Source organism: Streptomyces sp. NPDC002926, assembly GCF_053591755.1.
This window is the reverse complement of the sequence record NZ_JBSFUK010000001.1, coordinates 451,866-474,954: the sequence shown is the minus strand read 5'-3', so window position 1 is coordinate 474,954 and position 23,089 is coordinate 451,866. Positions and strand designations below refer to the sequence as shown.

General features: G+C 69.4%; 23 protein-coding genes. 9 read left to right on the top strand and 14 right to left on the bottom strand.

The window, feature by feature from the left end; genetic code table 11:
* Window positions 1-26: 26 nt before the first annotated feature.
* On the top strand, window positions 27-248 hold the full coding sequence (locus ACWDZ6_RS02065) for an FmdB family zinc ribbon protein (RefSeq protein WP_351445021.1): 222 nt from the start codon (window positions 27-29) through the stop codon (window positions 246-248).
* Between the two features lie 100 nt (window positions 249-348).
* Here the strand turns inward: ACWDZ6_RS02065 and ACWDZ6_RS02060 are convergent, their stop codons facing one another.
* Genes ACWDZ6_RS02060 through ACWDZ6_RS02050 form a run of 3 tightly spaced genes read right to left on the bottom strand, consistent with a single transcriptional unit; the run spans window position 349 to window position 4,905 of the window.
* Window positions 349-1,176: an HAD family hydrolase gene (locus ACWDZ6_RS02060; RefSeq protein ID WP_451501284.1), complete on the bottom strand. Its 828-nt coding sequence runs from the start codon at window positions 1,174-1,176 to the stop codon at window positions 349-351.
* Entirely contained in the window at window positions 1,173-3,740 is a 2,568-nt protein-coding gene (locus tag ACWDZ6_RS02055) for a phosphoribosyltransferase (RefSeq protein ID WP_451501283.1), read from the bottom strand. Before ACWDZ6_RS02055 ends, ACWDZ6_RS02060 begins: the two co-directional genes overlap by 4 nt.
* Before the next feature lies 1 nt (window position 3,741).
* Window positions 3,742-4,905, bottom strand: a complete 1,164-nt coding sequence (locus tag ACWDZ6_RS02050; protein ID WP_451501282.1) for an HpcH/HpaI aldolase/citrate lyase family protein — start codon at window positions 4,903-4,905, stop codon at window positions 3,742-3,744.
* A 177-nt stretch (window positions 4,906-5,082) separates the two neighbouring features.
* Between ACWDZ6_RS02050 and ACWDZ6_RS02045 the strand changes: the two genes are divergently transcribed.
* Window positions 5,083-5,886, top strand: a complete 804-nt coding sequence (locus ACWDZ6_RS02045; RefSeq protein ID WP_451501281.1) for a TerD family protein — start codon at window positions 5,083-5,085, stop codon at window positions 5,884-5,886.
* A gap of 30 nt (window positions 5,887-5,916) precedes the next feature.
* Here the strand turns inward: ACWDZ6_RS02045 and ACWDZ6_RS02040 are convergent, their stop codons facing one another.
* From ACWDZ6_RS02040 to ACWDZ6_RS02015, 6 genes are all read right to left on the bottom strand, one after another.
* Window positions 5,917-6,654 (bottom strand): TerD family protein, encoded by a 738-nt coding sequence (locus ACWDZ6_RS02040; RefSeq protein WP_451501280.1) that lies wholly within the window; start codon window positions 6,652-6,654, stop codon window positions 5,917-5,919.
* A gap of 97 nt (window positions 6,655-6,751) precedes the next feature.
* Window positions 6,752-7,879, bottom strand: a complete 1,128-nt coding sequence (locus ACWDZ6_RS02035) for a DUF475 domain-containing protein (RefSeq protein ID WP_326649704.1) — start codon at window positions 7,877-7,879, stop codon at window positions 6,752-6,754.
* Window positions 7,880-7,948: 69 nt separating this feature from the next.
* Window positions 7,949-8,524: a TerD family protein gene (locus ACWDZ6_RS02030; RefSeq protein WP_326649705.1), complete on the bottom strand. Its 576-nt coding sequence runs from the start codon at window positions 8,522-8,524 to the stop codon at window positions 7,949-7,951.
* 229 nt (window positions 8,525-8,753) lie between these two features.
* On the bottom strand, window positions 8,754-9,329 hold the full coding sequence (locus tag ACWDZ6_RS02025) for a TerD family protein (protein WP_326649706.1): 576 nt from the start codon (window positions 9,327-9,329) through the stop codon (window positions 8,754-8,756).
* 119 nt (window positions 9,330-9,448) lie between these two features.
* Window positions 9,449-9,907, bottom strand: coding sequence for a peroxiredoxin (locus ACWDZ6_RS02020; RefSeq protein WP_326649707.1), 459 nt, complete (start codon window positions 9,905-9,907; stop codon window positions 9,449-9,451).
* A 111-nt stretch (window positions 9,908-10,018) separates the two neighbouring features.
* The gene (locus ACWDZ6_RS02015) at window positions 10,019-10,447 is read right to left on the bottom strand and encodes a DUF3052 domain-containing protein (protein WP_326649708.1); all 429 of its coding nucleotides are present in this window, start codon (window positions 10,445-10,447) and stop codon (window positions 10,019-10,021) included.
* 457 nt (window positions 10,448-10,904) lie between these two features.
* On the opposite strand from ACWDZ6_RS02015, the gene aceE reads away from it, so the two are divergent.
* Entirely contained in the window at window positions 10,905-13,637 is a 2,733-nt protein-coding gene (gene aceE, locus ACWDZ6_RS02010; RefSeq protein WP_451501279.1) for a pyruvate dehydrogenase (acetyl-transferring), homodimeric type, read from the top strand.
* A 99-nt stretch (window positions 13,638-13,736) separates the two neighbouring features.
* The gene (locus ACWDZ6_RS02005; RefSeq protein WP_451501278.1) at window positions 13,737-14,543 is read left to right on the top strand and encodes a potassium channel family protein; all 807 of its coding nucleotides are present in this window, start codon (window positions 13,737-13,739) and stop codon (window positions 14,541-14,543) included.
* A 99-nt stretch (window positions 14,544-14,642) separates the two neighbouring features.
* On the opposite strand, the gene ACWDZ6_RS02000 is transcribed toward ACWDZ6_RS02005, so the two are convergent.
* A complete protein-coding gene (locus ACWDZ6_RS02000; protein ID WP_451501277.1) occupies window positions 14,643-14,951 on the bottom strand; it encodes a small hydrophobic protein in 309 nt (102 codons plus the stop codon).
* Between the two features lie 48 nt (window positions 14,952-14,999).
* Window positions 15,000-15,368, bottom strand: a complete 369-nt coding sequence (locus ACWDZ6_RS01995; RefSeq protein ID WP_366733981.1) for a peptidase inhibitor family I36 protein — start codon at window positions 15,366-15,368, stop codon at window positions 15,000-15,002.
* Between the two features lie 526 nt (window positions 15,369-15,894).
* On the opposite strand from ACWDZ6_RS01995, the gene ACWDZ6_RS01990 reads away from it, so the two are divergent.
* Both ACWDZ6_RS01990 and ACWDZ6_RS01985 read left to right on the top strand, forming a co-directional pair.
* A complete protein-coding gene (locus tag ACWDZ6_RS01990; RefSeq protein WP_451501276.1) occupies window positions 15,895-17,106 on the top strand; it encodes an alpha/beta hydrolase in 1,212 nt (403 codons plus the stop codon).
* Window positions 17,107-17,181: 75 nt separating this feature from the next.
* Window positions 17,182-18,051 carry a DUF4429 domain-containing protein gene (locus tag ACWDZ6_RS01985; RefSeq protein WP_451501275.1) on the top strand — a complete coding sequence of 290 codons (870 nt, stop codon included), beginning with the start codon at window positions 17,182-17,184 and terminating at the stop codon, window positions 18,049-18,051.
* Between the two features lie 172 nt (window positions 18,052-18,223).
* Here ACWDZ6_RS01985 and ACWDZ6_RS01980 read toward each other — a convergent pair whose 3' ends face one another.
* The gene (locus ACWDZ6_RS01980; protein ID WP_451501274.1) at window positions 18,224-19,240 is read right to left on the bottom strand and encodes an aldo/keto reductase; all 1,017 of its coding nucleotides are present in this window, start codon (window positions 19,238-19,240) and stop codon (window positions 18,224-18,226) included.
* A gap of 6 nt (window positions 19,241-19,246) precedes the next feature.
* Window positions 19,247-19,702 (bottom strand): MerR family transcriptional regulator, encoded by a 456-nt coding sequence (locus ACWDZ6_RS01975; RefSeq protein ID WP_351445051.1) that lies wholly within the window; start codon window positions 19,700-19,702, stop codon window positions 19,247-19,249.
* An 87-nt stretch (window positions 19,703-19,789) separates the two neighbouring features.
* On the opposite strand from ACWDZ6_RS01975, the gene ACWDZ6_RS01970 reads away from it, so the two are divergent.
* Complete coding sequence (locus ACWDZ6_RS01970) at window positions 19,790-20,251, top strand: GNAT family N-acetyltransferase (RefSeq protein ID WP_451501273.1); 462 nt, start codon at window positions 19,790-19,792, stop codon at window positions 20,249-20,251.
* Window positions 20,252-20,261: 10 nt separating this feature from the next.
* A complete protein-coding gene (locus ACWDZ6_RS01965; protein WP_451501272.1) occupies window positions 20,262-21,080 on the top strand; it encodes a serine hydrolase domain-containing protein in 819 nt (272 codons plus the stop codon).
* 28 nt (window positions 21,081-21,108) lie between these two features.
* Here the strand turns inward: ACWDZ6_RS01965 and ACWDZ6_RS01960 are convergent, their stop codons facing one another.
* Window positions 21,109-21,789 (bottom strand): pirin family protein, encoded by a 681-nt coding sequence (locus ACWDZ6_RS01960; protein ID WP_451501271.1) that lies wholly within the window; start codon window positions 21,787-21,789, stop codon window positions 21,109-21,111.
* 91 nt (window positions 21,790-21,880) lie between these two features.
* On the opposite strand from ACWDZ6_RS01960, the gene ACWDZ6_RS01955 reads away from it, so the two are divergent.
* Window positions 21,881-23,065 carry a PucR family transcriptional regulator gene (locus tag ACWDZ6_RS01955; protein WP_451501270.1) on the top strand — a complete coding sequence of 395 codons (1,185 nt, stop codon included), beginning with the start codon at window positions 21,881-21,883 and terminating at the stop codon, window positions 23,063-23,065.
* The last annotated feature ends 24 nt before the right edge of the window (window positions 23,066-23,089 follow it).

Here is a 23,089-nt window from a genome sequence, read left to right as displayed (position 1 = left end):
CGCCCGGCTGCCGCTAGCCTGGGGCCATGCCTCGTTACGAATACCGCTGCCGGACCTGCGGCGACACCTTCGAAGTGAACCGTCCGATGGCCCAGTCCTCCGATCCGGCGAGCTGCCCGGCCGGTCACCCGGACACGGTCAAACTGCTCTCGGCGGTCGCCGTCGGCGGTACGAAGTCCGGGCCGGCGCCCGCGTCCAACGGCGGCGGGGGCGGCGGGGGTTGCTGCGGAGGCGGCTGCTGCGGCTGAACCACACGCTCGGCCCGACCGGCACGCCCGGCCCGGCCGCTTCGGGCCGGGCCACCGGGGCCCGGTCGGGCGACCGGGCTCGGCACGCCGTATTGCCCGCTCAGCCGAGCTTCCGCAGGAAGCGACGCAGGATCTCCTCGCCCGCCGCGATGCCCTTCTCCGTCAGTACGTCGGTGTTCGGGGCGATCCAGCCGCTGTCGGCCAGCTCGCCGTGGCCGGGCCGCCAGGCGCGGTCCGCGGCGAGAAGCAGATCGGCGTCGAGGAGGGAGTCGCCGGCCGCGAGGATCCGCTCCGACCCGGTGCGGCGGGCCACTTCGCGCACCGCCGCGCTCTTGGTGAGCGGCTGCGGCACCGCATAGATCTTGCGGCCCTGGAGCGAGACGGTCCAGCCGCGGCCCTCGGCCCACTTGGCAAGCTCCTTCACCCAGCCGTCGGGCAGCAGCGTGCGCTCGACGACCAGATAGGCGAAGAGGTCTTCGGCGATCCGTTCCTTGAGCAGCCAGGCGGGGTCGGCGGCGGCGATGAGATGAGCGCGGACCTCGGCGAGCGAGGCGCACTCGTCGGCGAGCGTGGCCGCCACCCGCCGCTGCCAGTCCGGGTCGGAGACGCCGTCGACGAGGAGGTGCCCGCCGTTGGCACAGATCGCGAACTGCGGTGCGGGGCCCGGGAGGTGGATGCGGTGGTACTGCTCGCGGGTGCGGGTGGTGGTCGGTACGAAGACGCTGTCGGCGGCGAGTCTCGTCAGCAGGCCCGCGGCGGTCTCGGTGAGATACGACAGCGGCTTGCCCTCGTACACCTCGACGCAGAGGAGGCGAGGCGCGTCCGCGTCGGGCATGGGGAGCTGGAGGGCGGCGGCGGAGTAGATCAGAGTGCGGTCGAGATCGCTCGCGACGAGGGTGCTCGCCGCAGTGGCCTCCGGGGTGCTCACAGTGCCGACACCGCCTTGCCGTCCGCGCCGGTCGCTCCGCGGGTGTACCGCGGGTGGATCAACCCCACGCATGTGTAGGGGAGTTCGTCGACCTCCTCGACCGGTACGCCGCGCTGCTCCGCGAGCAGCCGCACATGCAGGAGGTCGGCGCCCGCGCCGCGCTTGGCGAGGATCTTCCAGGGGACGCGGCGCAGCAGGACACGGGTCGTCTCGCCGACACCCGGCTTGACCAGGTTCACATCGTGGATGCCGTACTCCTCGCTGATCCGCTCGACGGCGGCCCAGCCCTCCCAGGTGGGCGCGCGGTCGGCCGACAGCAGCTCCTTGACCTCGGCGTCGACGGCGTCCACCACCTCGTCGAAGCGGGCGGCGACGGTGTCCAGGAAGTGCTGCGAGACATCGCTGTCGGCGAGTTCGCGGTAGAACTTCGCGCCGTGGAAGTCGTGCGGGCCGACGAGGTCCGCGCGCAGGACCGTACGCGATATCAGGCCGGAGACGGTGGAGTTGAGACAGGCGGACGGGATGAGGAAGTCCTCGCGCGTGCCGTAGGTGCGGACGCAGCCGCCGGGGTCGGCGAGGACCGCGATCTCCGGGTCGAAGCCCTCGAACTCCTTGAGCGCGTCGGCCAGTTCGCGGGTGATCGCGCCCTTGCCGGTCCAGCCGTCGACGAAGACGACGTCGGCCGGGTCGTGGTGCTCCTGGAGCCAGCGCAGGGCGTTGGTGTCGATGCCGCGGCCGCGCACGATGGACACGGCGTAGTGCGGCAGGTCCAGGCCGTGCCGGTGCTGTGCCCAACGGCGCATCAGTACGCCCACGGGGGTGCCGGCGCGGGCCAGCGAGACGAGCACGGGGCGCGGCTCGTGGGCGTCCCTCCCACGGCGAAGGCGCTGGGGGAACTCCGCGAGGACGGTCTCGGTCACGGTGCCGACGGCGAGGGCGATACGGGCCGCGGAGGTCTCCAGCGCGGCCTTGAACAGCTCCTGGTACTGGGCGCTGGGCTGGTACTCGACGGGCAGCGACTCGGCGTAGTGTGCGCCGCCGCTCTGTATCGCTTCCTCGCGCTCCTCCGTCGGGGCCTCCAGCTCGACGTCCGAGAGGTCCTGGAGCAGCCAGCCGACGTCTTCGGGGGCGTACGAGGAGAAGGCGGGGCCGCGGAGGGGCTCGGGCAGCATGAAGGCCCTTTCGGATTCGTCGGGTCCATCGGATACGTCGGGTCCATCGGATGCGTCGGACACCTCGGGGACATACGAGGGGACGACGGCCAGCACGACGTGCGGAGTGTGCTCGGCGAGCCGGGCCAACAGGCCGTCGGGGGCGTGCAGTCGGGGCGTGTCGGCGGCGGAGTCGACGACGGCGACGACAGCGTCGAAGCCGGCGCCCGCGACGTTGTAGGCGTACCGCTCGCCGGGGCCGTCGACGGGGTCGTCATGGGCGGGGAAGACGAGGCGGCTGCGTATGGCATAGCCGGGATCGTCGACGGCGAGGACGGGTGAGCGGGTGGTGGTGGAGTACCGGACGTCGGCGTCGAGCACCTGCTCAAGGGCGGTGGCGAGCCGGAGGGGCGCGTACATCAACTCCTCGAACCCGAGGACGAGTACACGGGGCCGGGTGGTGGCGGGGACACGGAGCGCCTCGGCCAAGCGGGCGGCCATGCCCGGCAGGGCGGCCTCCAGCTGCTCGCGGTGGTCCGGCGTGAAGCCGTGCCGCCCGCCGTCGGGCACGTCGGCCGGCCAGTCCAGCTCCACCCGCACGGCGGCGTGCGCCACCGACTGCCCGGCCGCCTCCGGCGCGCCCGGGACCATGTGTCCCGCCGTGTCGGCGGCCGCTGGGGGATCGCCACCCGCCTCGTGCTCGGCCACCAGCGCCCGTCCCTTCTCCAGGACGCCCTCCGGCAGCTTCACCGTCCCCGAAGCCAGTGCCACCAGATCGACCCGTGCGCCGAGCTCCTCCGCGAACTCCGTCAGACGGCTCCGGTCCCGCTCCGAGCGCATATCGACCAGCGCCACGATCACATACCGGTCCCGCGGATAACGTTCGTGCAGGTCGCGGATCGTGTTCAGCACGGTGTTACCCGTCGAGAACTCGTCGTCCACCAGGACCAGCGGGCCCGCACCCGCCAGCAGCCGTGGGTTCTCGGGCAGCAGGAGGTGGGAGGTCGCGTGGGAGTGGGACTCCTCGAAGCCGCCCGCCCGCGGCACGCCCTCGACCGGGCGGCGCGTGGAGTGCAGATACGGCGCCAGGCCCAGGCCGTCCGCCACCGCGTGCCCCAGTCCGGTCGCCGTCTCGGCGTAACCCAGGACGACCGCGCGGGCCGCCTCCGCGTCGCCGAGCAGATCACGCACGCGACGTCCGAGCCGGTGTCCCGCGTCGTACACCACCGCCGGCGACTGCGGCACATGCTTGCCCAGCACGTTCGACACCAGCAGATGCGCCCGCTTGGGATTGCGGCGCAGGGCCAGCCCCAGCAGGCCGCTCAGCGTCTCGTCTCCTGCGAGCCCGACGCCGAGCCGCTCAGCGACCCACGTTCCCGACCACACCACGCTTACAGTCTCTTCCTTCGTCATGTCAGCCCGAGAGCCCGGCCGTGAGCAGCTCCACGAAGCCCACCTCTTCCTTGGCCACGCCGAAGACCTCGGCACGCAGCAGCGTGCGCTCGGCCCAGGCCCGGTGGGGCTTCACTTCGTTCATCTTGTTCGTGTACGCGGAACGCATCACGCCTCCGCCGCCCCGTTCCGGCCGCACGATGTCCCGCGCGTCACTGAACTCCTCGTGACTGACTACGGACAGTGCGTGCACGGGCAGCACATGCGAGGGATGGATACAGGTCTTGCCCTGCAGACCATTGGCCCGGTCCAGCTCGATCTCGCGGAGCAGGCCGTCCAGGTCGTGCTCGATGAGCGTGGTGCGCAGCTCCTCCGCCCGCCCCTCCATGAAGGGGCTTCGGCGCAGCTGGGGCTTGAACATGCGCTCCTGGAGCCGGAAGTACTCCCACACCGGCCCGGTCACCGTGAAGCCGGTGCCGTCCGCCCGTCCCAGGACGTTCACCACGTCGGCGATGACCGCGGCGACGATCTGGACGTCGTACGCGGTCATATCGGGCGAGCGGCGCAGCCCGTAGGCCGAGCAGAAGTCCGTGACGCCGAGCCGCAGCGCCAGGACCCGCTCGCGGTACTTGTCCACGGTGCGGGCGATCCCGGCGAGCGTCTCGGCGCGGGTTTCGAGGTGGAGCAGGCTGGGAGATTCCAGTACGGGCATGGCAAAGAGCCGCTGTCCGCTCGCTGTTTCCGCGGAGGAGAGTGCCTCCAGGAACGCCACGCCCCGCTCTTCCGTGAACTTCGGTAGTACAAATCCGGTCAGTCTCCGGACCGAGCGGCCGAGCCGGTCCACCAGATCCGGAATCTGCCCGGGTTCACGGACCCGGATGAAGAGCAGCGGCAGCTCCGCGTCACGCGCGTCGAGGTCGGCGAACTGCCGGATCAGGTTCTCCTCGGCCTCGGCGACTTCCGCGTCGTCGATGGAATCCTCCAGGCAGAGGACCATGGAGACGACTCCGCGGCCGATCTGCTTGAGCACGTCGTCGGCGAGCTTCGGCCGGGTGGCAGGGCTGTAGAGGGTGGCACCGAGCGCGGTGGCGAGCAGGCGGCCGGGCGAGGCTGCCGTGAATTCGCACGGCTCCTGATGGAAGAGACTCTCCCGGACAGCAGGCGAAAGATGCCCGAAGTGACGCATTTATTTCCCCCGTACTGCCTTGGCGGCCCGACTGACGTGGCCGGTAATAGTACGTACGACTGTGTGTCAAGAGTTCCCCAAGTCCATGAATTCCAGGTAACCCGCTTGCACCATGCCTATGTCCTGGCCGGAGAACAAGGGGCCCCGCGTTGTCCGCAGGGCCTCCGGGAAGGCAGGATGACGGACATGACGCACGCGATGCTGAAGGGTTCGAACGTCCCTCTCGATGCCATGGCCGTACGGGCCGTGTTGCGCTGGACCCCGGGCACCGGGGTCCCCGATGTGGACGCCTCGGCCCTGTTGCTCGGCCAGGACGGCCGTGTGCGCTCCGACGAGGACTTCGTCTTCTACAACCAGCCGCGCCACCCTTCGGGGCTGGTACGGCGGCTGCCGAAGAAGCGCATCGCCGAGCGGCTCACCGACACCGTCGAGGCGGATCTCGCCGCCCTCGACCCGTCGGTCGACCAGGTGGTGCTCGCCGCCTCTTCGGACGGCGACACCTTCCAGCATGTACGGGATCTGCGAATACTGCTCTACGACGCCGCTTTGGCCGACAGCGACCCGCTGGCCGTCTTCGATGTGAAGCCGGAGACCGGCGAGGAGACCGCGATCATCTGCGGTGAGCTCTACCGGCGCGGGGACGGCTGGAAGTTCCGCGCGGTCGCGCAGGGCTATCCGACCGGCCTGGTCGGCCTGGCCACGGCGTTCGGTATCTCGGTGGACGAGGCGGAGGCGGCGGCCGAGCCGTCCGCGCAGCCCGAGCCACCGGCCCAGCCACCCCTCCAGCCGCCGTCCTCGCCCCCGGACCAGTCCGCGTACGGGTATCCGCAGCCGGCCCCGGACCAGTCCGCGTACGGCTATCCCCAGCCCGCCACGGCCCAGCCCGGGTACGGCTACCCGCAGCCCGCCGCGGCGGCCGCGCACGCTCCTGACCCGAACTTCCGGCTGCCGCCGATGGGCCCGCAGTTCATTCGGGCCTGAGCATTCGGGTCTGAGCCGCGGGCAGCCGCCTCAGACCCGGTTCTTGTAGCCGCGGCCCCACTGCAGACCCCAGCCGTACAGCCGGTCGAGCTCCGCCTGGAATCCGTACACGAACTTCACCTCACGACGCACGATCAGCTCGCCCTTGACGTTCTCCATGGAGAACACCGCGCAGGAACGGGCCTGTGGCGCGCGCTCGTCGAGCTCGATCTCGACCCGCGGGCCGTTGCTGGGGTAGAGCGTCACATGCGCGTGCGTGCGGTCGAAGGCCGGCGTCTGGTCGTAGATGTACGCGAAGAACAGCAGCCGTTTGATCGACTCGCGGTGGTCGAGGTTGACGTAGAGCGTCTCGCCCGAGGGAGAGCCGAACCGGTCGTCGCCGCTGAGCTTCACATAGGGCGGCTCGTTGATACTGCCGAAGAAGCCGCCCAGCGGCTGCACCACGCCCTTGCTGCCGTCCGTGAGCTCGTACAGACAGCCGAGGTCGAGGTCCACGTTGACCACGCCCCGGGTGTGCGCCTGGACCACATCGGGCTGGAAGAGCTTGAAAGGGTGGCGCAGCAGTCTGCCGCTCTGCTTGGACCTGCCCTCGATATCGGATGTGCGCATCCGCCAGGACAGGTTGACGCGCAGATTGCCGGTGGCCGCGCCCTGCTTGGTGAGCGAGACCGTCGGGTGCCGCTTGGTCAGTTCGATGGAATTGGTCGCGGCGCTCCCCGAGTCGAACTGCGGTGACCGCCCCCGCCACAGGCTGTCCCAGAAGGCCATACCCCACCCCCACACGCATCGATGAACCCCGCGGGGCGGCGCCGGGGCCGGTGCCTCGGTGCCGCCCCGCTCAGAGCGTTCCTCAATCCCGGCCGGGTCACACCCCGGCGGGGGTTTCCTGTGGCTCGTTCTCGGCCGCCTCGAGCGCCTTGTTGCGGCGCACCGAGGACCAGAACGACCAGGCGATCAGCACCACGCCGACCAGACCGGTGATGATCTCGTTGATCTGGTACTGGATGGTGACGAGCAGAATCACGGCGAGCGCGCCGATCGCGTAGTGCGCGCCGTGCTCCAGGTAGACGTAGTCGTCGAGGGTTCCCTGGCGGACCAGGTAGACCGTGAGCGAACGGACGTACATGGCGCCGATACCGAGGCCGAGCGCCATCAGCACGATGTCGTTGGTGATGGCGAAGGCACCGATGACGCCGTCGAAGGAGAAGGACGCGTCCAGCACCTCGAGGTAGAGGAACATGAAGAACGCGGCCTTGCCCGCCATCACGACGGCCGAGACCGGCTTGCCCGCCTTCTTGGCCTCTTCCTCGGCCTCGTGCTCGCGCTCCTCCTCCTCTTCGAGCCGGTTCTCGAAGAATCCGGAGAGCCCGCCGACGATCAGATATGTGATCAGACCCGCGATACCGGAGATCAGCACCGTCTGGGCCTTGTCCGCGTGCCCGGCGTGCTGGTGGGCGTTGACGGCGAAGGTCATCGAGCTGACCATCAGCACGATCAGGGCGATGCAGACCGACAGCATGTCGACCTTGCCGAGCTTGGCCAGCGGCCGCTCCAGCCAGGCCAGCCACTTGATGTCACGGTCCTCGAAGATGAAGTCGAGGAAGATCATCAACAGGAACATACCGCCGAAGGCCGCGATCGACGGATGCGCGTCGGTGACCAACTGCTCATAGCGCTCGGGCTGGTTGAACGCCAGGTCTACGGCCTCGATCGGGCCCAGCTTGGCGCTGATGGCGACGATCACGACAGGGAAGACCAGTCGCATACCGAACACGGCGATGAGCACGCCGATCGTGAGGAAGATCTTTTGCCAGAAGGCACTCATCTTCTTCAGGATTCCGGCGTTGACCACCGCATTGTCGAAGGACAGCGAGATCTCGAGGATGGACAGGATCAGGACGACCCCGAACGCGGTCCACCCGCCGTAGAGCACCGCTGCGACCAGGCCGATCGCGGTGACCGCGAACGACCAGCCGAAGGTTTTCAGAACCACTGGTACCCAATCGTGTTAGTACGGGTGGCCCCGCACCAAGTCCGGGTTTCCCCATTCCAGTGCGTGGCTTTACGAAACGTTGACCCCGAAGTCTAGAGCGATGCCTCGGAGCCCCGACGCGTACCCCTGCCCCACTGCACGGAACTTCCACTCGCCGCCGTAGCGGTAGAGCTCGCCGAAGATCATCGCCGTCTCGGTCGAGGCATCCTCGCTCAGGTCGTAGCGGGCCAGTTCCTGGCCGTCCGCCTGATTGGCCACCCGGATGAAGGCGTTGCTGACCTGCCCGAACGTCTGGCCGCGGTTGTCGGCCTCATGAATGGAGACCGGGAAGACGATCTTGTCGACATGGGCCGGCACCTTGGTGAGATCCACCAGCAGCGACTCGTCGTCACCCTCGCCCTCGCCCGTGAGGTTGTCGCCGGTGTGCTCCACGGAGCCGTCGGGGCTCGTGAGGTTGTTGTAGAAGACGAACCACTCGTCGCCGAGTACCCGGCCGGACTGGCAGAGCAGTGCACTGGCATCGAGGTCGAAGGGCGCTCCGGTGGTGGAGCGCGCGTCCCAGCCGAGCCCTACCAGCACCTGCGTGAGGTTCGGTGCGGCCTTGGAGAGGGAGACATTGCCTCCCTTGGCGAGCGTGACGCCCATGATCGTGGGTCCTCCCCTGGATGACGTGTCGCGAGGTTCTGCGGGTGTTCGAAGTTCTGCGGGTGTTCGTGTTCTGCGGGTGTTCGAGGTTCTGCGGCCCGGCGCAGTGCTGCGGCCGGCGAGGTTCTGCGGCCTTCGGGCGTTCTGAGCCTTTCGAGGCTCGGCGGTGTTCAGGCACGTCCGGCGCCGCACGGAGATGTGCGGCGCCGGAAGCGGAGGTACTGCTGGCTCAGACGTTCACACCGAAGTCCTGCGCGATACCGCGCAGGCCGGAGGCGTACCCCTGGCCGATGGCACGGAACTTCCACTCCGGGCCGTTGCGGTAGAGCTCGCCGAAGACCATCGCGGTCTCGGTCGAGGCGTCCTCGCTCAGGTCGTAGCGGGCCAGTTCGTTGTTGTCGGCCTGGTTGACGACGCGGATGAACGCGTTGCGCACCTGACCGAAGGACTGCTGGCGAGCCTCGGCCTCATAGATCGAGACCGGGAACACGATCTTCTCGACGTCGGCCGGGACCGAAGCGAGGTTGACCTTGATCTGCTCGTCGTCGCCCTCGCCCTCGCCCGTGAGGTTGTCACCGGTGTGCTCGACGGAGCCGTCGGTGCTCTTGAGGTTGTTGAAGAAGACGAAGTTGCCGTCGGTGGCGACCTTGCCCTCGGCGTTGGTCAGCAGGGCGCTGGCGTCGAGGTCGAAGTCGGTGCCGGTGGTGGTCCGGACATCCCAGCCCAAGCCCACGGTGACCGCGGTCAGGTTGGGCGCGGCCTTGGTCAGCGAGACGTTGCCGCCCTTGCTGAGGCTGACTCCCACGAGTCCCTCCATTGGTTTTCAGGGCCAGGGCCCAGTAGTGCGTTGGTATCGGATCAACGAATGGATCCTAGTGACCGGTTCCCGCGCAAAACACCCTTTGGCGCGGGGCGCCCGATGAATCAGAGAGTGTCCAGCGCCTTGATGTACTCGGTCAGGTCGCGGGCATCCGGCAGACCGTTCACAACGGTCCAGCGGACCACGCCCTCCTTGTCGATGATGAAGGTTCCGCGCACGGCGCACCCCTTCTCCTCGTCGAAGACGCCGTAGGCGCGCGAGGTCTCGCCGTGCGGCCAGAAGTCCGAGAGCAGCGGGTACTCGAGGCCCTCCTGCTCGGCGAAGACGCGCAGCGTGTGGATCGAGTCGTTGGAGACCGCAAGCAGCTGGGTGTCGTCGTTGACGAACGAGGGCAGTTCGTCACGCAGCGCGCAGAGCTCACCCGTGCACACACCGGTGAAGGCGAAGGGATAGAAGAGGAGCACCACGTTCTTCTCGCCGCGGAAGTCGGCGAGACGCACGGCCTTGCCGTGGTTGTCCTTCAGCTCGAAATCCGGGGCCTCGGTGCCGACCTCGATCGCCATGACGGTGCTTCCCTTCGCTGGGCGGAGCCTGGTGGTCCGTTCGGGTGGTGTCCACCCTACGCAGAGGCCCCCGCCGACATACGTCGACGGGGGCTTTCGGGCGCTCAGCGCTCAGCGCTTGGACTTGGGTGCGCTCAGTCGGGTGCCCGACCAGTCCTTGCCCGCATTGATGCTCTTGGTCTGGGAGAGACCGGAGGTCTGCGCGGCTTCGTTGATGTCGCTCGGCTCGATGTAACCGTCCCTGCCGGTCTTCGGCGTAAGCAACCAGATGTCGCCGCCCTCGTCGAGCAGGCCGATGGCGTCCACCAGCGCGTCCGTAAGGTCGCCGTCGTCGTCACGGAACCAGAGCACGACGACGTCTGCGACGTCCTCGTAGTCCTCGTCGACGAGTTCCTGGCCGATTACAGCCTCGATGCCCTCACGGAGTTCCTGCTCGACGTCATCGTCGTAGCCGATCTCCTGGACCACCTGTCCGGGCTCGAACCCCAGCCTGACGGCCGGGTTGGTCCGCTCCTCCGCGTGGTCCGCGGTCGCGCTCACGGCTTGCCTCCTGATCATGTTTGGAAAATGCTGCAGCCCCGCGCGTGCGCGTGGCGTTGGCCGTAGTCCACACGGGCGGGACCGATCGCGCAAGTACCCGGCCGTCCAGACCGCCGAAACGGTGACGTTTGCGGCCGTCTCGACGCAACTCCAGGCACGCTCGGACCCCTGTCATTGTTCCTGCCACACCATTCGACCACCTTTACGTCTTTTCCTCGCATCGGTGAGTCGATCGGAGCCGAACAGCCGGACCAAACGCATTGACGGCTTGGGCGTAAGGTTGCGATTTGCCCGAACCCGGAACCGGGGTTCGGGCCGGATGTCTCCGAGAACACGGGTTACCCCTCGGTAGAGATGACGTTTGCCTCCCCGCGGTACACGATGGAGGCGGTGCGACACCGCGCAGACATCCCGTACGTCCCGTAGAGGCAGTGCCCCCGAACAGCGAAGGAATAGCGTGGCTTCCGGATCCGATCGCAATCCGATCATCATTGGCGGCCTTCCCAGTCAGGTCCCGGACTTCGATCCTGAAGAGACCCAGGAGTGGCTGGACTCCCTCGACGCCGCCGTCGACGAGCGGGGCCGGGAGCGCGCCCGCTACCTGATGCTCCGCCTGATCGAGCGTGCCCGCGAGAGGCGCGTGGCCGTGCCCGAGATGCGCAGCACGGACTACGTCAACACCATCGCCACCAAGGACGAGCCGTTCTTCCCCGGCAACGAGGAGATCGAGCGCAAGGTCCTCAACGCGACCCGCTGGAACGCCGCGGTGATGGTCTCCCGCGCGCAGCGCCCGGGCATCGGCGTCGGCGGGCACATCGCCACCTTCGCCTCCTCCGCGTCCCTCTACGACGTCGGCTTCAACCACTTCTTCCGCGGCAAGGACGAGGGCGACGGCGGCGACCAGATCTTCTTCCAGGGCCACGCGTCGCCCGGCATCTACGCCCGCGCCTTCCTGCTCGACCGGCTCGACGAGAACCAGCTGGACGCCTTCCGCCAGGAGAAGTCCAAGTTCCCGAACGGGCTGTCCAGCTACCCGCACCCACGGCTGATGCCGAACTTCTGGGAGTTCCCGACCGTGTCGATGGGCCTCGGCCCGCTCGGTGCGATCTACCAGGCCCGGATGAACCGCTACATGGAGGCGCGCGGCATCGCGGACACCTCCAAGTCGCACGTGTGGGCGTTCCTCGGCGACGGCGAGATGGACGAGCCCGAGTCGCTCGGCCAGCTGTCCATCGCGGCCCGCGAGAGCCTGGACAACCTGACCTTCGTCGTCAACTGCAACCTTCAGCGCCTCGACGGCCCGGTACGCGGCAACGGCAAGATCATCCAGGAGCTGGAGTCCCAGTTCCGCGGAGCCGGCTGGAACGTCATCAAGCTGGTCTGGGACCGCTCCTGGGACCCGCTGCTCGCGCAGGACCGCGACGGCATCCTGGTGAACAAGCTGAACACCACGCCGGACGGCCAGTTCCAGACGTACGCCACCGAGACCGGCGCGTACATCCGTGAGCACTTCTTCGGCAGCGACCAGCGGCTGCGCAAGATGGTCGAGGGCATGACCGACGAGCAGATCCTGCACCTGGGACGCGGCGGTCACGACCACAAGAAGGTCTACGCGGCCTACACGGCGGCCAAGGCGCACAAGGGCCAGCCGACGGTGATCCTCGCGCAGACGATCAAGGGCTGGACCCTCGGTCCGAACTTCGAGGGCCGCAACGCGACCCACCAGATGAAGAAGCTGACGGTCGACGACCTCAAGCGCTTCCGCGACCGGCTGCACATCCCGATCACGGACCAGCAGCTGGAGAGCGGCGCGCCGCCGTACTACCACCCGGGCCGGAACTCCGAAGAGATCCAGTACATGCACGACCACCGCAAGGCGTGCGGCGGCTATGTACCGACCCGTGTGGTGCGCGCGAAGCCGCTGGACCTGCCGGAGGACAAGACCTACGCCGCCGCCAGGAAGGGGTCGGGCCAGCAGTCGATCGCCACGACCATGGCGTTCGTCCGCATCCTGAAGGACCTGATGCGGGACAAGGAGATCGGCAAGCGATTCGTGCTGATCGCACCCGACGAGTACCGCACCTTCGGCATGGACGCGTTCTTCCCGAGCGCCAAGATCTACAACCCGCTGGGCCAGCAGTACGAAGCGGTGGACCGCGAGCTGCTGCTCGCCTACAAGGAGTCGCCGACCGGCCAGATGCTGCACGACGGCATCTCCGAGGCCGGCTGCACGGCATCGCTGATCGCCGCCGGTTCGGCGTACGCCACGCACGGCGAGCCGCTGATCCCGGTCTATGTCTTCTACTCGATGTTCGGTTTCCAGCGGACCGGCGACCAGTTCTGGCAGATGGCCGACCAGCTGGCGCGCGGCTTTGTGCTGGGCGCGACCGCGGGACGTACGACTCTGACCGGTGAGGGTCTGCAGCACGCGGACGGCCACTCACAGCTGCTCGCCTCGACCAACCCGGGCTGTGTCGCGTACGACCCGGCCTTCGGCTACGAGATCGCGCATATCGTCAAGGACGGTCTGCGCCGGATGTACGGTCCGGACAGCGAGGACGTCTTCTACTACCTCACCGTCTACAACGAGCCGATCCAGCACCCGGCGGAGCCCGCTGATGTCGACATCGACGGCATCCTCAAGGGCATCCACCGCTTCAAGGCGGGCGAGGCCGGTGCGATCCCCGCGCAGATCATGGCGTCCGGTGTGGCCGTGCCGTGGGCGGTCGAGGCTCAGCGGATCCTCGCCGAGGAGTGGAACGTCAGGGCCGACGTCTGGTCTGCGACGTCCTGGAACGAGCTGCGCCGTGAGGCCGTCGAGGCGGAGCGGCACAATCTGCTCCACCCGGAGGAGGAGCAGCGCGTCCCGTACGTCACGCAGAAGCTGCAGGGGTCCGAGGGCCCGTTCGTGGCGGTCTCGGACTGGATGCGCTCGGTCCCCGACCAGATCTCGCGCTGGGTGCCCGGCACGTACCAGTCGCTGGGGGCGGACGGCTTCGGCTTCGCCGACACGCGTGGTGCGGCCCGCCGCTTCTTCCACATCGACGCGCAGTCGATCGTGCTCGCGGTGCTCACCGAGCTCGCGCGGGACGGCAAGGTCGACCGCTCGGTGCTGAAGCAGGCGCTGGACCGTTACCAGCTGCTGGATGTGGCGGCGGCGGACCCCGGCCCGGCCGGCGGCGACGCGTAAGCACATGGCTCGGTGAAGGGCGGCGGAACCCATGGGGCTCCGCCGCCCTTTCACATCCGGGGGCCCTGGGGCCGTCCCCGGGAAAAGCACAGCCCTACGATGCCTGGCATGAAGCAGCGAACAGCGCAGGTCCGGTGGGAACAGCGCATGCAGACACCCCTGCTGGCGCTCGCCCTGGCGTTCGCCGTCGCCTATGCCATACCGATCGTGACGCCCGACGCGAAGAGCTGGGTGCACACGGTCTGCATGGTCATCGAGTGGGTGGTGTGGGGCTCCTTCGCCGTCGACTACCTCGTACGGCTGACGCTGGCGCCCGGCAAATTGCTTTTCGTTCGCAGCCATCCGCTGGATCTGATCGCGGTGCTGCTGCCGCTGGTGCAGCCGCTGCGGCTGCTGCGGGTCGTCTCCACGCTGCTGCTGGTGGGCCGGCGGGCCAGGATGGCGCCGCAGATCACGCTGACGACATACGTCGGTGGCGCGGTGGTGGGGCTGATGATGTTCGGCTCGCTCGCCGTGCTCCATGTGGAGCGGGACGCGCCCAACGGAAACATCAAGACGCTGGGCGACGCCGTGTGGTGGTCGTTCACGACGATGACGACGGTCGGGTACGGCGATCACGCGCCGACGACGGGTCTGGGGCGGGTGCTCGCGGTCGGGCTGATGCTCGCGGGGATCGCGCTGCTCGGTGTCGTCACCGCCAATATCGCGGCGTGGTTCATCTCCCGCTTCGAGCGGGACGACGCGGAGGAGCGCCGGCAGACGGCGCTCCTCGAAGCGCTGACCGAGGAGGTCAGGCAGCTGCGGGTCGAGGTCGGACGACTGTCGGGCGCGGCGGCGGCGTCCGTTCCCGGCGTGGTGCCGGTTCAGGACGGTATTGCTGCCACGCCCGACAGGTCGGCGATCTGACCGGTCGGGCCGGCGGCCCGGTTTTCCCCGGTCGGCCGGATGCAGGTGTGTCCCGGGGCCGGGGCTGCCGGCAGCCCCGAGGGGCCGCCTGAGGGGCCGTCAGAACAGGCCGTTGCCCATGGCTGACACTCCCGCCAGCCAGACGATCGCCAGCACGGTGTCAATGGCACCGAGCACGACGCCGACCAGTGCCGGGACCGGCTGTGCGCCGTTCCAGCGACGTCCCATGCCGAGCCAGCCGCAGACGATCGCGATCGGACCGAGGATGATCCCCAGCACGAAGAATCCCGCGATCGCGCAGATCAGCCCGATGATTCCGAGTACCGCGCGGTCCGGCCCGCTCCGCGACCACGTCCGGCCGTGTGAGCGAGGGTGCTTGCGCGTGGTGTGTCCGAAGCCCGCCATCATCACTCCCTGGGGTTGTCGAATCGGGGCCCGCACAGCGGGTACCCCCGTTCAGCGCTCCCAGACCTTGAAGGCTCTGATCTGGTACGGGGATTGGGGCGCCCAGGTGCCGCCGCCCGGGTAGGTCTCGAACTCGCCCGTCTCCTCGCACTCGGCCGACTGGTACGTGGTGACGGGCCGTCCGGTGCGGTTGGCCAGCGCCTCTGCGGTGGTGCCGGGCGGCAGCGGGACACAGCTCTCGATATCGGTGCCGTAGAGCTCATGGACCTGGCGTGCGCCCTTGAAGTCCGCCTTCTCCCAGAGGCAGAACTGGCCTGCCGCGCACTCCCCGAGGCGCGGCGCGGCGGTGGCGGTGGCCGCTGTCGTCTGCGGCGCCAGGACTGCCGCGGCCAGGATTCCGGCCGTGAAGATTTTACGCATATCGGTCAACCCCCGTGTCGTGCGGATCACTTGACCGCACCCTGACCTGCGCTCGGCGCCCGGGGGAAGAGGGGCCGGAGCACATCACCCGGATAGGCGACAGCTCCGCCGGGTGGGCCCGGCGGAGCTGTCGTACGCACCCGGTTGACGCCGGCTTCGGACGCACCGGCCATGACCGGCGCGAGACCGAGGCCGAGCTGGGCGAACCGGACCGGCATCGGAAGGCTGCCGGTGTCGGTCGACAGATCGACATGTCGGCGAATTCTCTGCGCGGTGGCCCTCGAGGATCAGGAGGATCAGTGCGCCGAGTACGAACGCCGGGACGCCGACCGGGTTCGGACCACCCCGGGCGCGCGCTCGCCGAGAACGGGCGTAAGGAGAGCATAAAAGCGGGCCGTGCGAGCGCACCGGAGCGTACGCCCCGGGCGCACGGAATGTGACGGCCTTCCCCTCTTTCCGCGCGGAACACGTGATCTGCCTCACGGTCTTCGCGGGGCCCCTCGCGCGTCTCCTAGGGTGTCCCGCAGTGACTTCCTTCGACTCCTCCCCCACCTTGACCGCATGGCGCACTCTGCTCGCCCTCGCGGTCGTGTTCATGATGCTGGCGACGAGCGGCTGGACCGCCGTACGGCATCAGAGCGGCCCCCGTGATGCCCTCCAGGCCGAACTGGCCGGATGGGCAAAGGCCCGGATCGGTGCGCGTGAGCTGCCCGGCACCGACACGCCTCCGCAGCGGCTGGCCGCCTTCTTCGCCTCGCTCGGTCCCCTGCAGCGGTCCGAGCTCACCGACCGGTACCCGCTCGTGATCGGCAATCTGAACGGTGCCCCGGTCACCCTGCGCTACCGCGCCAACCGCAAAGCCCTCGCGCGTTCGTTCCAGCTGGAAAGCAAGCGGGTGAGCGACCCGAACCTCACGGCGGACGGCCACCACGACGCGGTCCGCCGGATGAACCGCTTCGAGGCGCTCATGAGCGCGGACCGGCAGATCCTCGCCTTCGATCCATCGGGCCCCGGCAAGGTCGCCGAGGTCCTCGGCGACCTCGACCGCGCCCAGCGTGTCTCCGTGATCGTCCCCGGCGTCGACACCAATCTGCTCACCTTCCAGCGGTCCACTCGCAAGTACTCCGCGCCCGTCGGCATGGCCCAGTCGCTGTACGCCGCCGAGCGGGCCGCCTCGCCCCGGACCCGTACCGCTGTCATCGCCTGGGCCGACTACACCGCGCCCGTCGGTGTGGGCATGGACTCGGCCATCGGCCGGCTCGCCGAGAACGGCGCGGTCCGGCTGACCGCGCTCACCTCCGCGCTGCCCGGCAACGCCAAGGTCGCGCTGTTCTGCCACAGCTACGGCTCCGTGGTGTGCGGTGTCGCCGCCCGCCGGCTGCCCGATCGGGTGGGCGACATAGCGGTCGCCGGCAGCCCCGGCATGCGGGCCGAGAACGTGGCCGGTCTCCGTTCACGGGCCCGGGTGTGGGCCATGCGGGACAGCGACGACTGGATCCGGGGTGTACCGCACATGGAGGTCGGCGGGCTGGGCCACGGCGAGGACCCGGTGACGCCGGCGTTCGGGGCTCGGGTGATGTCGGCGGCCGGCGCGATCGGACACGCAGGCTATTTCGAGCCGGGAACCGAGAGCGTCAGCAACTTCGCCGAGATAGGCGTCGGTTCCTTCCACAGCGTGACCTGTGCGAGCGACAACGACACCTGCCGCAACGGTATTTACGGCGAGGAAGCGGCCTGACGCGCGTAGAACTCCGTGGGTCGGGGTGAGCGCCGAGGGGCGACGCGCGGGCGCACGCCGCATACGATGAGGCGTATGGGTGACGTTCTGGCCGGAATTCAAGCCACTTGGGAGTTCGAGACCGACTCCGTGCTCATCCGCTTCGAACGGGGGGGCCGTACGCCGAAGCTGTTCCAGACGCTTCGCGAACGCCGTATCCCCCACGAGGCGTTGGCGTCGGTGACCCTCGCGCCGGGCAAGCGGGGCACGGTGGTGCTGCACGCCGTGCCCAGACACGGCGCGGATCCGCTGATGGAGGCCGCGGCGGGGCAGTTGAGGGAAGGCTGCGACCCGTACCGCCTGGTGCTGCCCGCGGAGCGCGAGACGCTCGCCGAGTACTACGCCGACGAGCTGCGCACGCTGCTGCCGACCGACGCGGACCGGCCCGCCGAACGGTACGCCGTGGCCGCGCCCGAGGCCCCGCTGCACTTCAAGGCGTACGACGGCAAGGCCTCCTTCGACGGCTCGCAGGTCTCCTTCCGCTGGTCGCGGACGGGCGCGTCGTCCGCCAAGTGGCGGGCGGGCGACCAGAGTTTTGCGGTGACGGAGCTGAGCGGGGTCGAATGGCGGTCGCCGGAGGCGTTCGACGGGTACCTGCGGCTACTGCGGCACGGCGAGGAGCCCTGCGACGACGGAGCCCGGCACGCGCAGGTGGACCAGGACCCGGCCGCGGTGCTCTTCGGGATCAGGTACGGGCCGGTGCACGAGTCGCTGCCGTTCGCGGCCGCGGTGCTCGAATCCGTACAGAACAGCGACTCGGCACCGGCGATGGCGCTGCGGGCGGGCCGGCGCGACCCGGCCGACATCGCGGAGCGGATACGGCACCTCGGGGAGCTGCACCAGGCGGGGCTGGTGACGGACGAGGAGTTCAGCACGAAGAAGGCGGAGCTGCTCGCGCGGCTGTGAGCGCCCGCGTCTCGTAGCGGGTGATCACCTGGCGGCGGCTGCCGGTGCGGGAGAGCATCCGCGGGGCGGTTCGCGCGCCTTCGGATCGCCGTGGCCGAAGGGAGTCGAACACCCGCCGGGCAGTGGCAGCACTGCTCACGGCGGGCTTCGCGCCTTCGCGCTCCGGACCGGCTCAGACCTCGCGCGCCGCCGACGTCGAGGACATGTCCGGGTAGCGTTCCCCCGCCACCAGCCCGGCGATCGGCTCGAGCACCGCCAGCTCCTCGGCGGTCAGCGTCAGCCGGGTCGCGGCGACGTTCTCCAGCAGCCGGCTGCTCTTGCGGGTGCCCGGGATCGGGACGACGGCGAGCGAGTGCGCCTCGGCCCGCTGCTGCACCCAGGCGAGGGCGACCTGGGCGGCCGTCGCGCCGTGCGCCGCCGCGATCTTGTGGACCGGCTCCAGGAGGGCCGCGTTGGCCTTGGCGTTGTCGCCGGTGAAGCGTGGCTGGAACCTACGGAAGTCGCCCTCCGACAGATCCGTGCCGGCGTCCGCGAACGCCCCGGTCAGGAAGCCGCGGCCGAGCGGCGAGTACGGCACGAAGGCGACACCCAGCTCCGCCGCCGCGCCCACCGCGCTGCGCTCCACGTCCCGGCTGAACAGCGACCACTCCGACTGCAGGGCCGCGATCGGGTGCACGGCGTGCGCCTCGCGCAGCTCCGCGCCCGTGACCTCGCTCAGCCCCAGGTGCTTGACCTTGCCCTCCTCGACCAGCTCGGCCATCGCGCCGACGGACTCGGCGAACGGCACGGCCGGGTCGCGGCGGTGCATGTAGTACAGATCGATGACATCGGTCTTCAGCCGCTTGAGGCTCTCCTCGACGGCCTGCCGGATGTACGCCCGGTCATTGCGGATGCCCCGGTAGTGCGGGTCGTCCGTCCGCTCGATGGAGAACTTGGTGGCCAGGGTTATCTCGTCGCGGTGCGCGCCGAAGAACGGTGCGAGGAACTCCTCGTTGGCGCCCCGCCCGTACACGTCCGCGGTGTCGAAGAGTGTGACGCCCGCCTCGAGCGCCGCCTCCAGGGTGTCCTTGGCCGCCGCCTCGTCGGTGTCTCCGTAGAACTCGCTCATGCCCATGCAGCCCAGGCCCTGCACACCGACCAGCGGTCCGTCGGTCCCGAGCCGCACCTGTGCGATCTTGCTGTTGCTCATCAGGGTTCAGACCCTCTCCGGCGCCCGGTGGGCGCCCGCGTAAAACTCGATCTTGTGGTCCAGGACGGCGAGCGTGTCCTGGAGCTCCGCGATGCGCGACCGCACATCGCGCCGCGTCCGCTCCAGCAGCTCTTGCCGTGCCTCGAACGTGTGCTCGCCCTCGCGCACCAGTTCGGCGTAGCGGACCATGTCCGCGACCGGCATCCCGGTCAGCCGCAGCTTGCCGACGAAGGCGAGCCAGTCCAGGTCACGGTTGGTGAAGCGGCGCTGTCCGGTGTGCGACCGGTCGACGTTCGACATCAGCCCGATCCGCTCGTACCAGCGCAGGGTGTGCGCGGTGAGCCCGGTGAAGGCGACGACCTCGCTGATCGTGTAGCGGTCCTGCCCGTCGGGCCGGGGATGCGCACGGGGAGCGGATGCGCAGATGTCCGTCCTTGCAGACGTGCTCTCGATCACCGTCATGCCCTCAACGCTAGAACCTTGGAGTGCACTCGAAGCAAGCAGAAACCGATGGCAGTTTTCGTACGCCCCCCAATAGCCTGCGGTGGCATGAGCCTCGCCCGCCGCGCCACCCCACAGGACGCCGAAGAGCTGGTCCGCCTCCGCAAGGTCATGCACGACTCGCATCTCGGGCCGAATCCCGACGTCAGCTGGCAGCCCGCCGCCGTCGACACGCTGCGCAAGGAGCTCGCAGACCCGGCCGGCGACCTGACCGCGTTCGTCGTCGAGCGCCCCGGGGGCCTCGCTTCCTGCGCGGTCGGCACGATCGAATACCGGCTCGGCGGCCCCGGCAACCCGCGCGGCACCTCCGGCTATGTGTTCAGCGTGGCCACCGACCCGGACCTGCGGCGCCGTGGCTACTCCCGGGCCTGCATGGAGGCGCTGCTCGGCTGGTTCCGCGAGCGCGGCGTGTCCAGGATCGACCTGCGCGCCTCGTCCGACGGCGAGCCGCTGTACGCCTCGCTCGGCTTCGTCCGCACCCCCGATCCTGCGATGCGCCTCACCCTTTAGGCTCGTACGCATGCAGAGTCTGGCGATGATCGAGAACTGGCCGGTACCCACCGCGGCGGCCGCCGTCGTACGAGCGGACGGAACCGTCGCCGGTTCGTACGGCCCCCTCTCGCACCGTTTCCCGCTGGCCTCCGTCACCAAGCCGCTCGCGGGGTACGCGGTGCTCGTGGCCTACGAGGAGGGGGCGATCGAGCTCGATGAGCCGGCCGGTCCCGAAGGCTCCACGGTCCGTCATCTGCTCGCCCACACCTCGGGACTCGCCTTCGACGAGCACCGGGTGACGGCCCCGCCCGGCACCCGCAGGCTGTACTCCAACGCGGGCTTCGAGGTGCTCGGCGACCATATCGCCAAGGCGACGGAGATCCCGTTCGCGGAGTATCTGAGCCAGGCGGTGCTGGAGCCGCTGGGTATGACGGCGACCACGCTGGACGGCTCTCCGGCCAGGGACGGCGTCTCGACGGTCGAGGACCTGGTGAAGTTCGCCGCGGAGGTGCAGGCCCCGCGGCTGCTGGACGCCCGCACGGTCCTGGAGGCGATGACGGTCGTCCATCCCGGTCTGTCCGGCATCCTGCCCGGCTACGGCCATCAGAAGCCCAACGACTGGGGTCTCGGCTTCGAGATCCGGGACGGCAAGTCACCGCACTGGACGGGCAGTTCGTCCTCGCCGCGCACCTTCGGTCACTTCGGTCAGTCCGGCACGTTCCTGTGGATCGACCCGGACGCGCGCGCGGCCGGCGTGGTGCTCACGGACCGGGCTTTCGGGCCGTGGGCCGTCGAGGCGTGGCCGCCGTTCACGGACGCGGTGCTGGCCGAGCTGCGCCGAGGGTGAACCGGGCTCCACCCCGGACACCCGCGACTCAAACGCTCGCGGGGCTTGAATTCGCCTCGTTCAGCTCCCAGAGCAGGACCTCGGCGGTCCCCACCGCAGCCAGCACCAGGCCCTCCGCGTCCTTGATACGCGCCGCGTCACCCGGACCCAACTCCTCGTCCGCCAGCCGGACTTCGCCCCGCACCACATGGACGTACACCGCGGCCGCGTCCGGCACCGCCGTGCGCTCGCCCGCGTTGAGGCGGCGTACGTGCAGCATCGCGCCCGCCCGCGGGAGCGCGTAGGGAGTCGAGTCCGCGATGCCGTGCACGATCTCGTACGACGGCTCGCCGCCCGGCGACAGCGGCGCGAGCCACAGCTGCAGGAAGACCAGCGGCGCGTCCCCGTCGTTGCGCTCCACATGCCGCACCCCGCCCGCCGAGCTGAGCCGCTGGACGTCACCGGGCCGCACCACGCTCGCGTGGCCCGCCGAGTCGCGGTGCGTGAGCTCGCCCTCGACGACCCAGGTGACGATCTCGGTGTGGCTGTGGGGATGCTCGTCGAAGCCCGCGCCGGGCTCGAGCCGCTCCTCGTTGCACGCGAGTATCGCGCCGAAGCGGATGTTGTCCGGGTCGTAGAAGCGCCCGAAGGAGAAAGCGTGCAGGGACTCGATGCCCGAGGCGGGATCGCCGCCGCGGAAGCGGTCGGCGGAGCGCCGTACGTCAATCACGGGTCCACCGTAGCCCCGCGGCACCGCCCGGTTGGACTGTCCGGAGACCCGCCACTCCGCGTACCCGTCCCGATAAGGCACTCTTGTCCCCGTGCCCGAACCTGCAGCGAACCCCGCCCACCCGCATTCCGCGACTCTTCGCCGCCTGGAGCAGTCCTCCGGCCGACTCGCCGCGAACGCCATCGCGCGTATGGACGAGACGCTGTCCTGGTACCGGGCGATGCCCCCGGAGAACCGTTCCTGGATCGGCCTGGTCGCCCAGGCCGGCATCGCCGCGTTCACCGAGTGGTTCCGGCATCCGGAGACCCCGCAGGCGATCTCGACCGATGTCTTCGGTACGGCTCCGCGCGAGCTGACCCGGGCCATCACGCTGCGCCAGACCGTCGAGATGGTGCGCACCACCATCGAGGTCATGGAGGCGGCGATCGAGGAGGTCGCCGCTCCCGGCGACGAGTCGGTCCTGCGCGAGGCGCTGCTCGTCTACGCACGCGAGATCGCCTTCGCGACCGCCCAGGTGTACGCGCAGGCCGCCGAGGCCCGCGGTGCCTGGGACGCCCGGCTGGAATCCCTCGTGGTGAACGCCGTACTGTCCGGCGAGGCCGACGAGGGCGCGGTCTCCCGCGCCGCCGCGCTCGGCTGGAACTCGCCCGAACATGTCTGTGTCATCCTCGGCACCGCGCCCGACGGGGACAGTGAGCTCACCGTCGAGGCGATCCGCCGCGCCGCCCGGCACGCCAAGCTGCAGGTCCTGACCGGAGTCCTCGGTGACCGGCTCGTCGTCATCGCGGGCGGCAGCGACAATCCGCTGCACGTCGCCAAGGCGCTGATCGGGCCGTATGCGGCCGGACCCGTCGTCGCGGGGCCCGTCATCCCCGACCTGCTCGCCGCGACCAGGTCCGCGCAGGCCGCAGCCGCCGGGCTCAAGGCGTGCTCCGCCTGGCAGGACGCGCCGCGCCCCGTTCTCGCGGACGATCTGCTGCCGGAGCGAGCGATCGCCTCAGACCCTGCCGCGCGCGAGCAGTTGGTGGAGGAGATCTACAGACCGTTGGAAGAAGCGGGCTCGGCGCTGCTGGAAACTCTGAGCGTCTATCTGGAACAGGCAAGCAGTCTGGAGGGGGCGGCGCGGATGCTCTTCGTTCACCCCAACACCGTGCGCTACCGGCTGCGACGTGTGACCGACGTCACCGGATGGTCACCCTCCGATGTACGCTCCGCGTTCACTCTGCGAATCGCGCTGATCCTGGGGCGTCTGGCCGACGGGGATTCGCAGTCCTAGACTTTTGTCGAACACCAACAATTC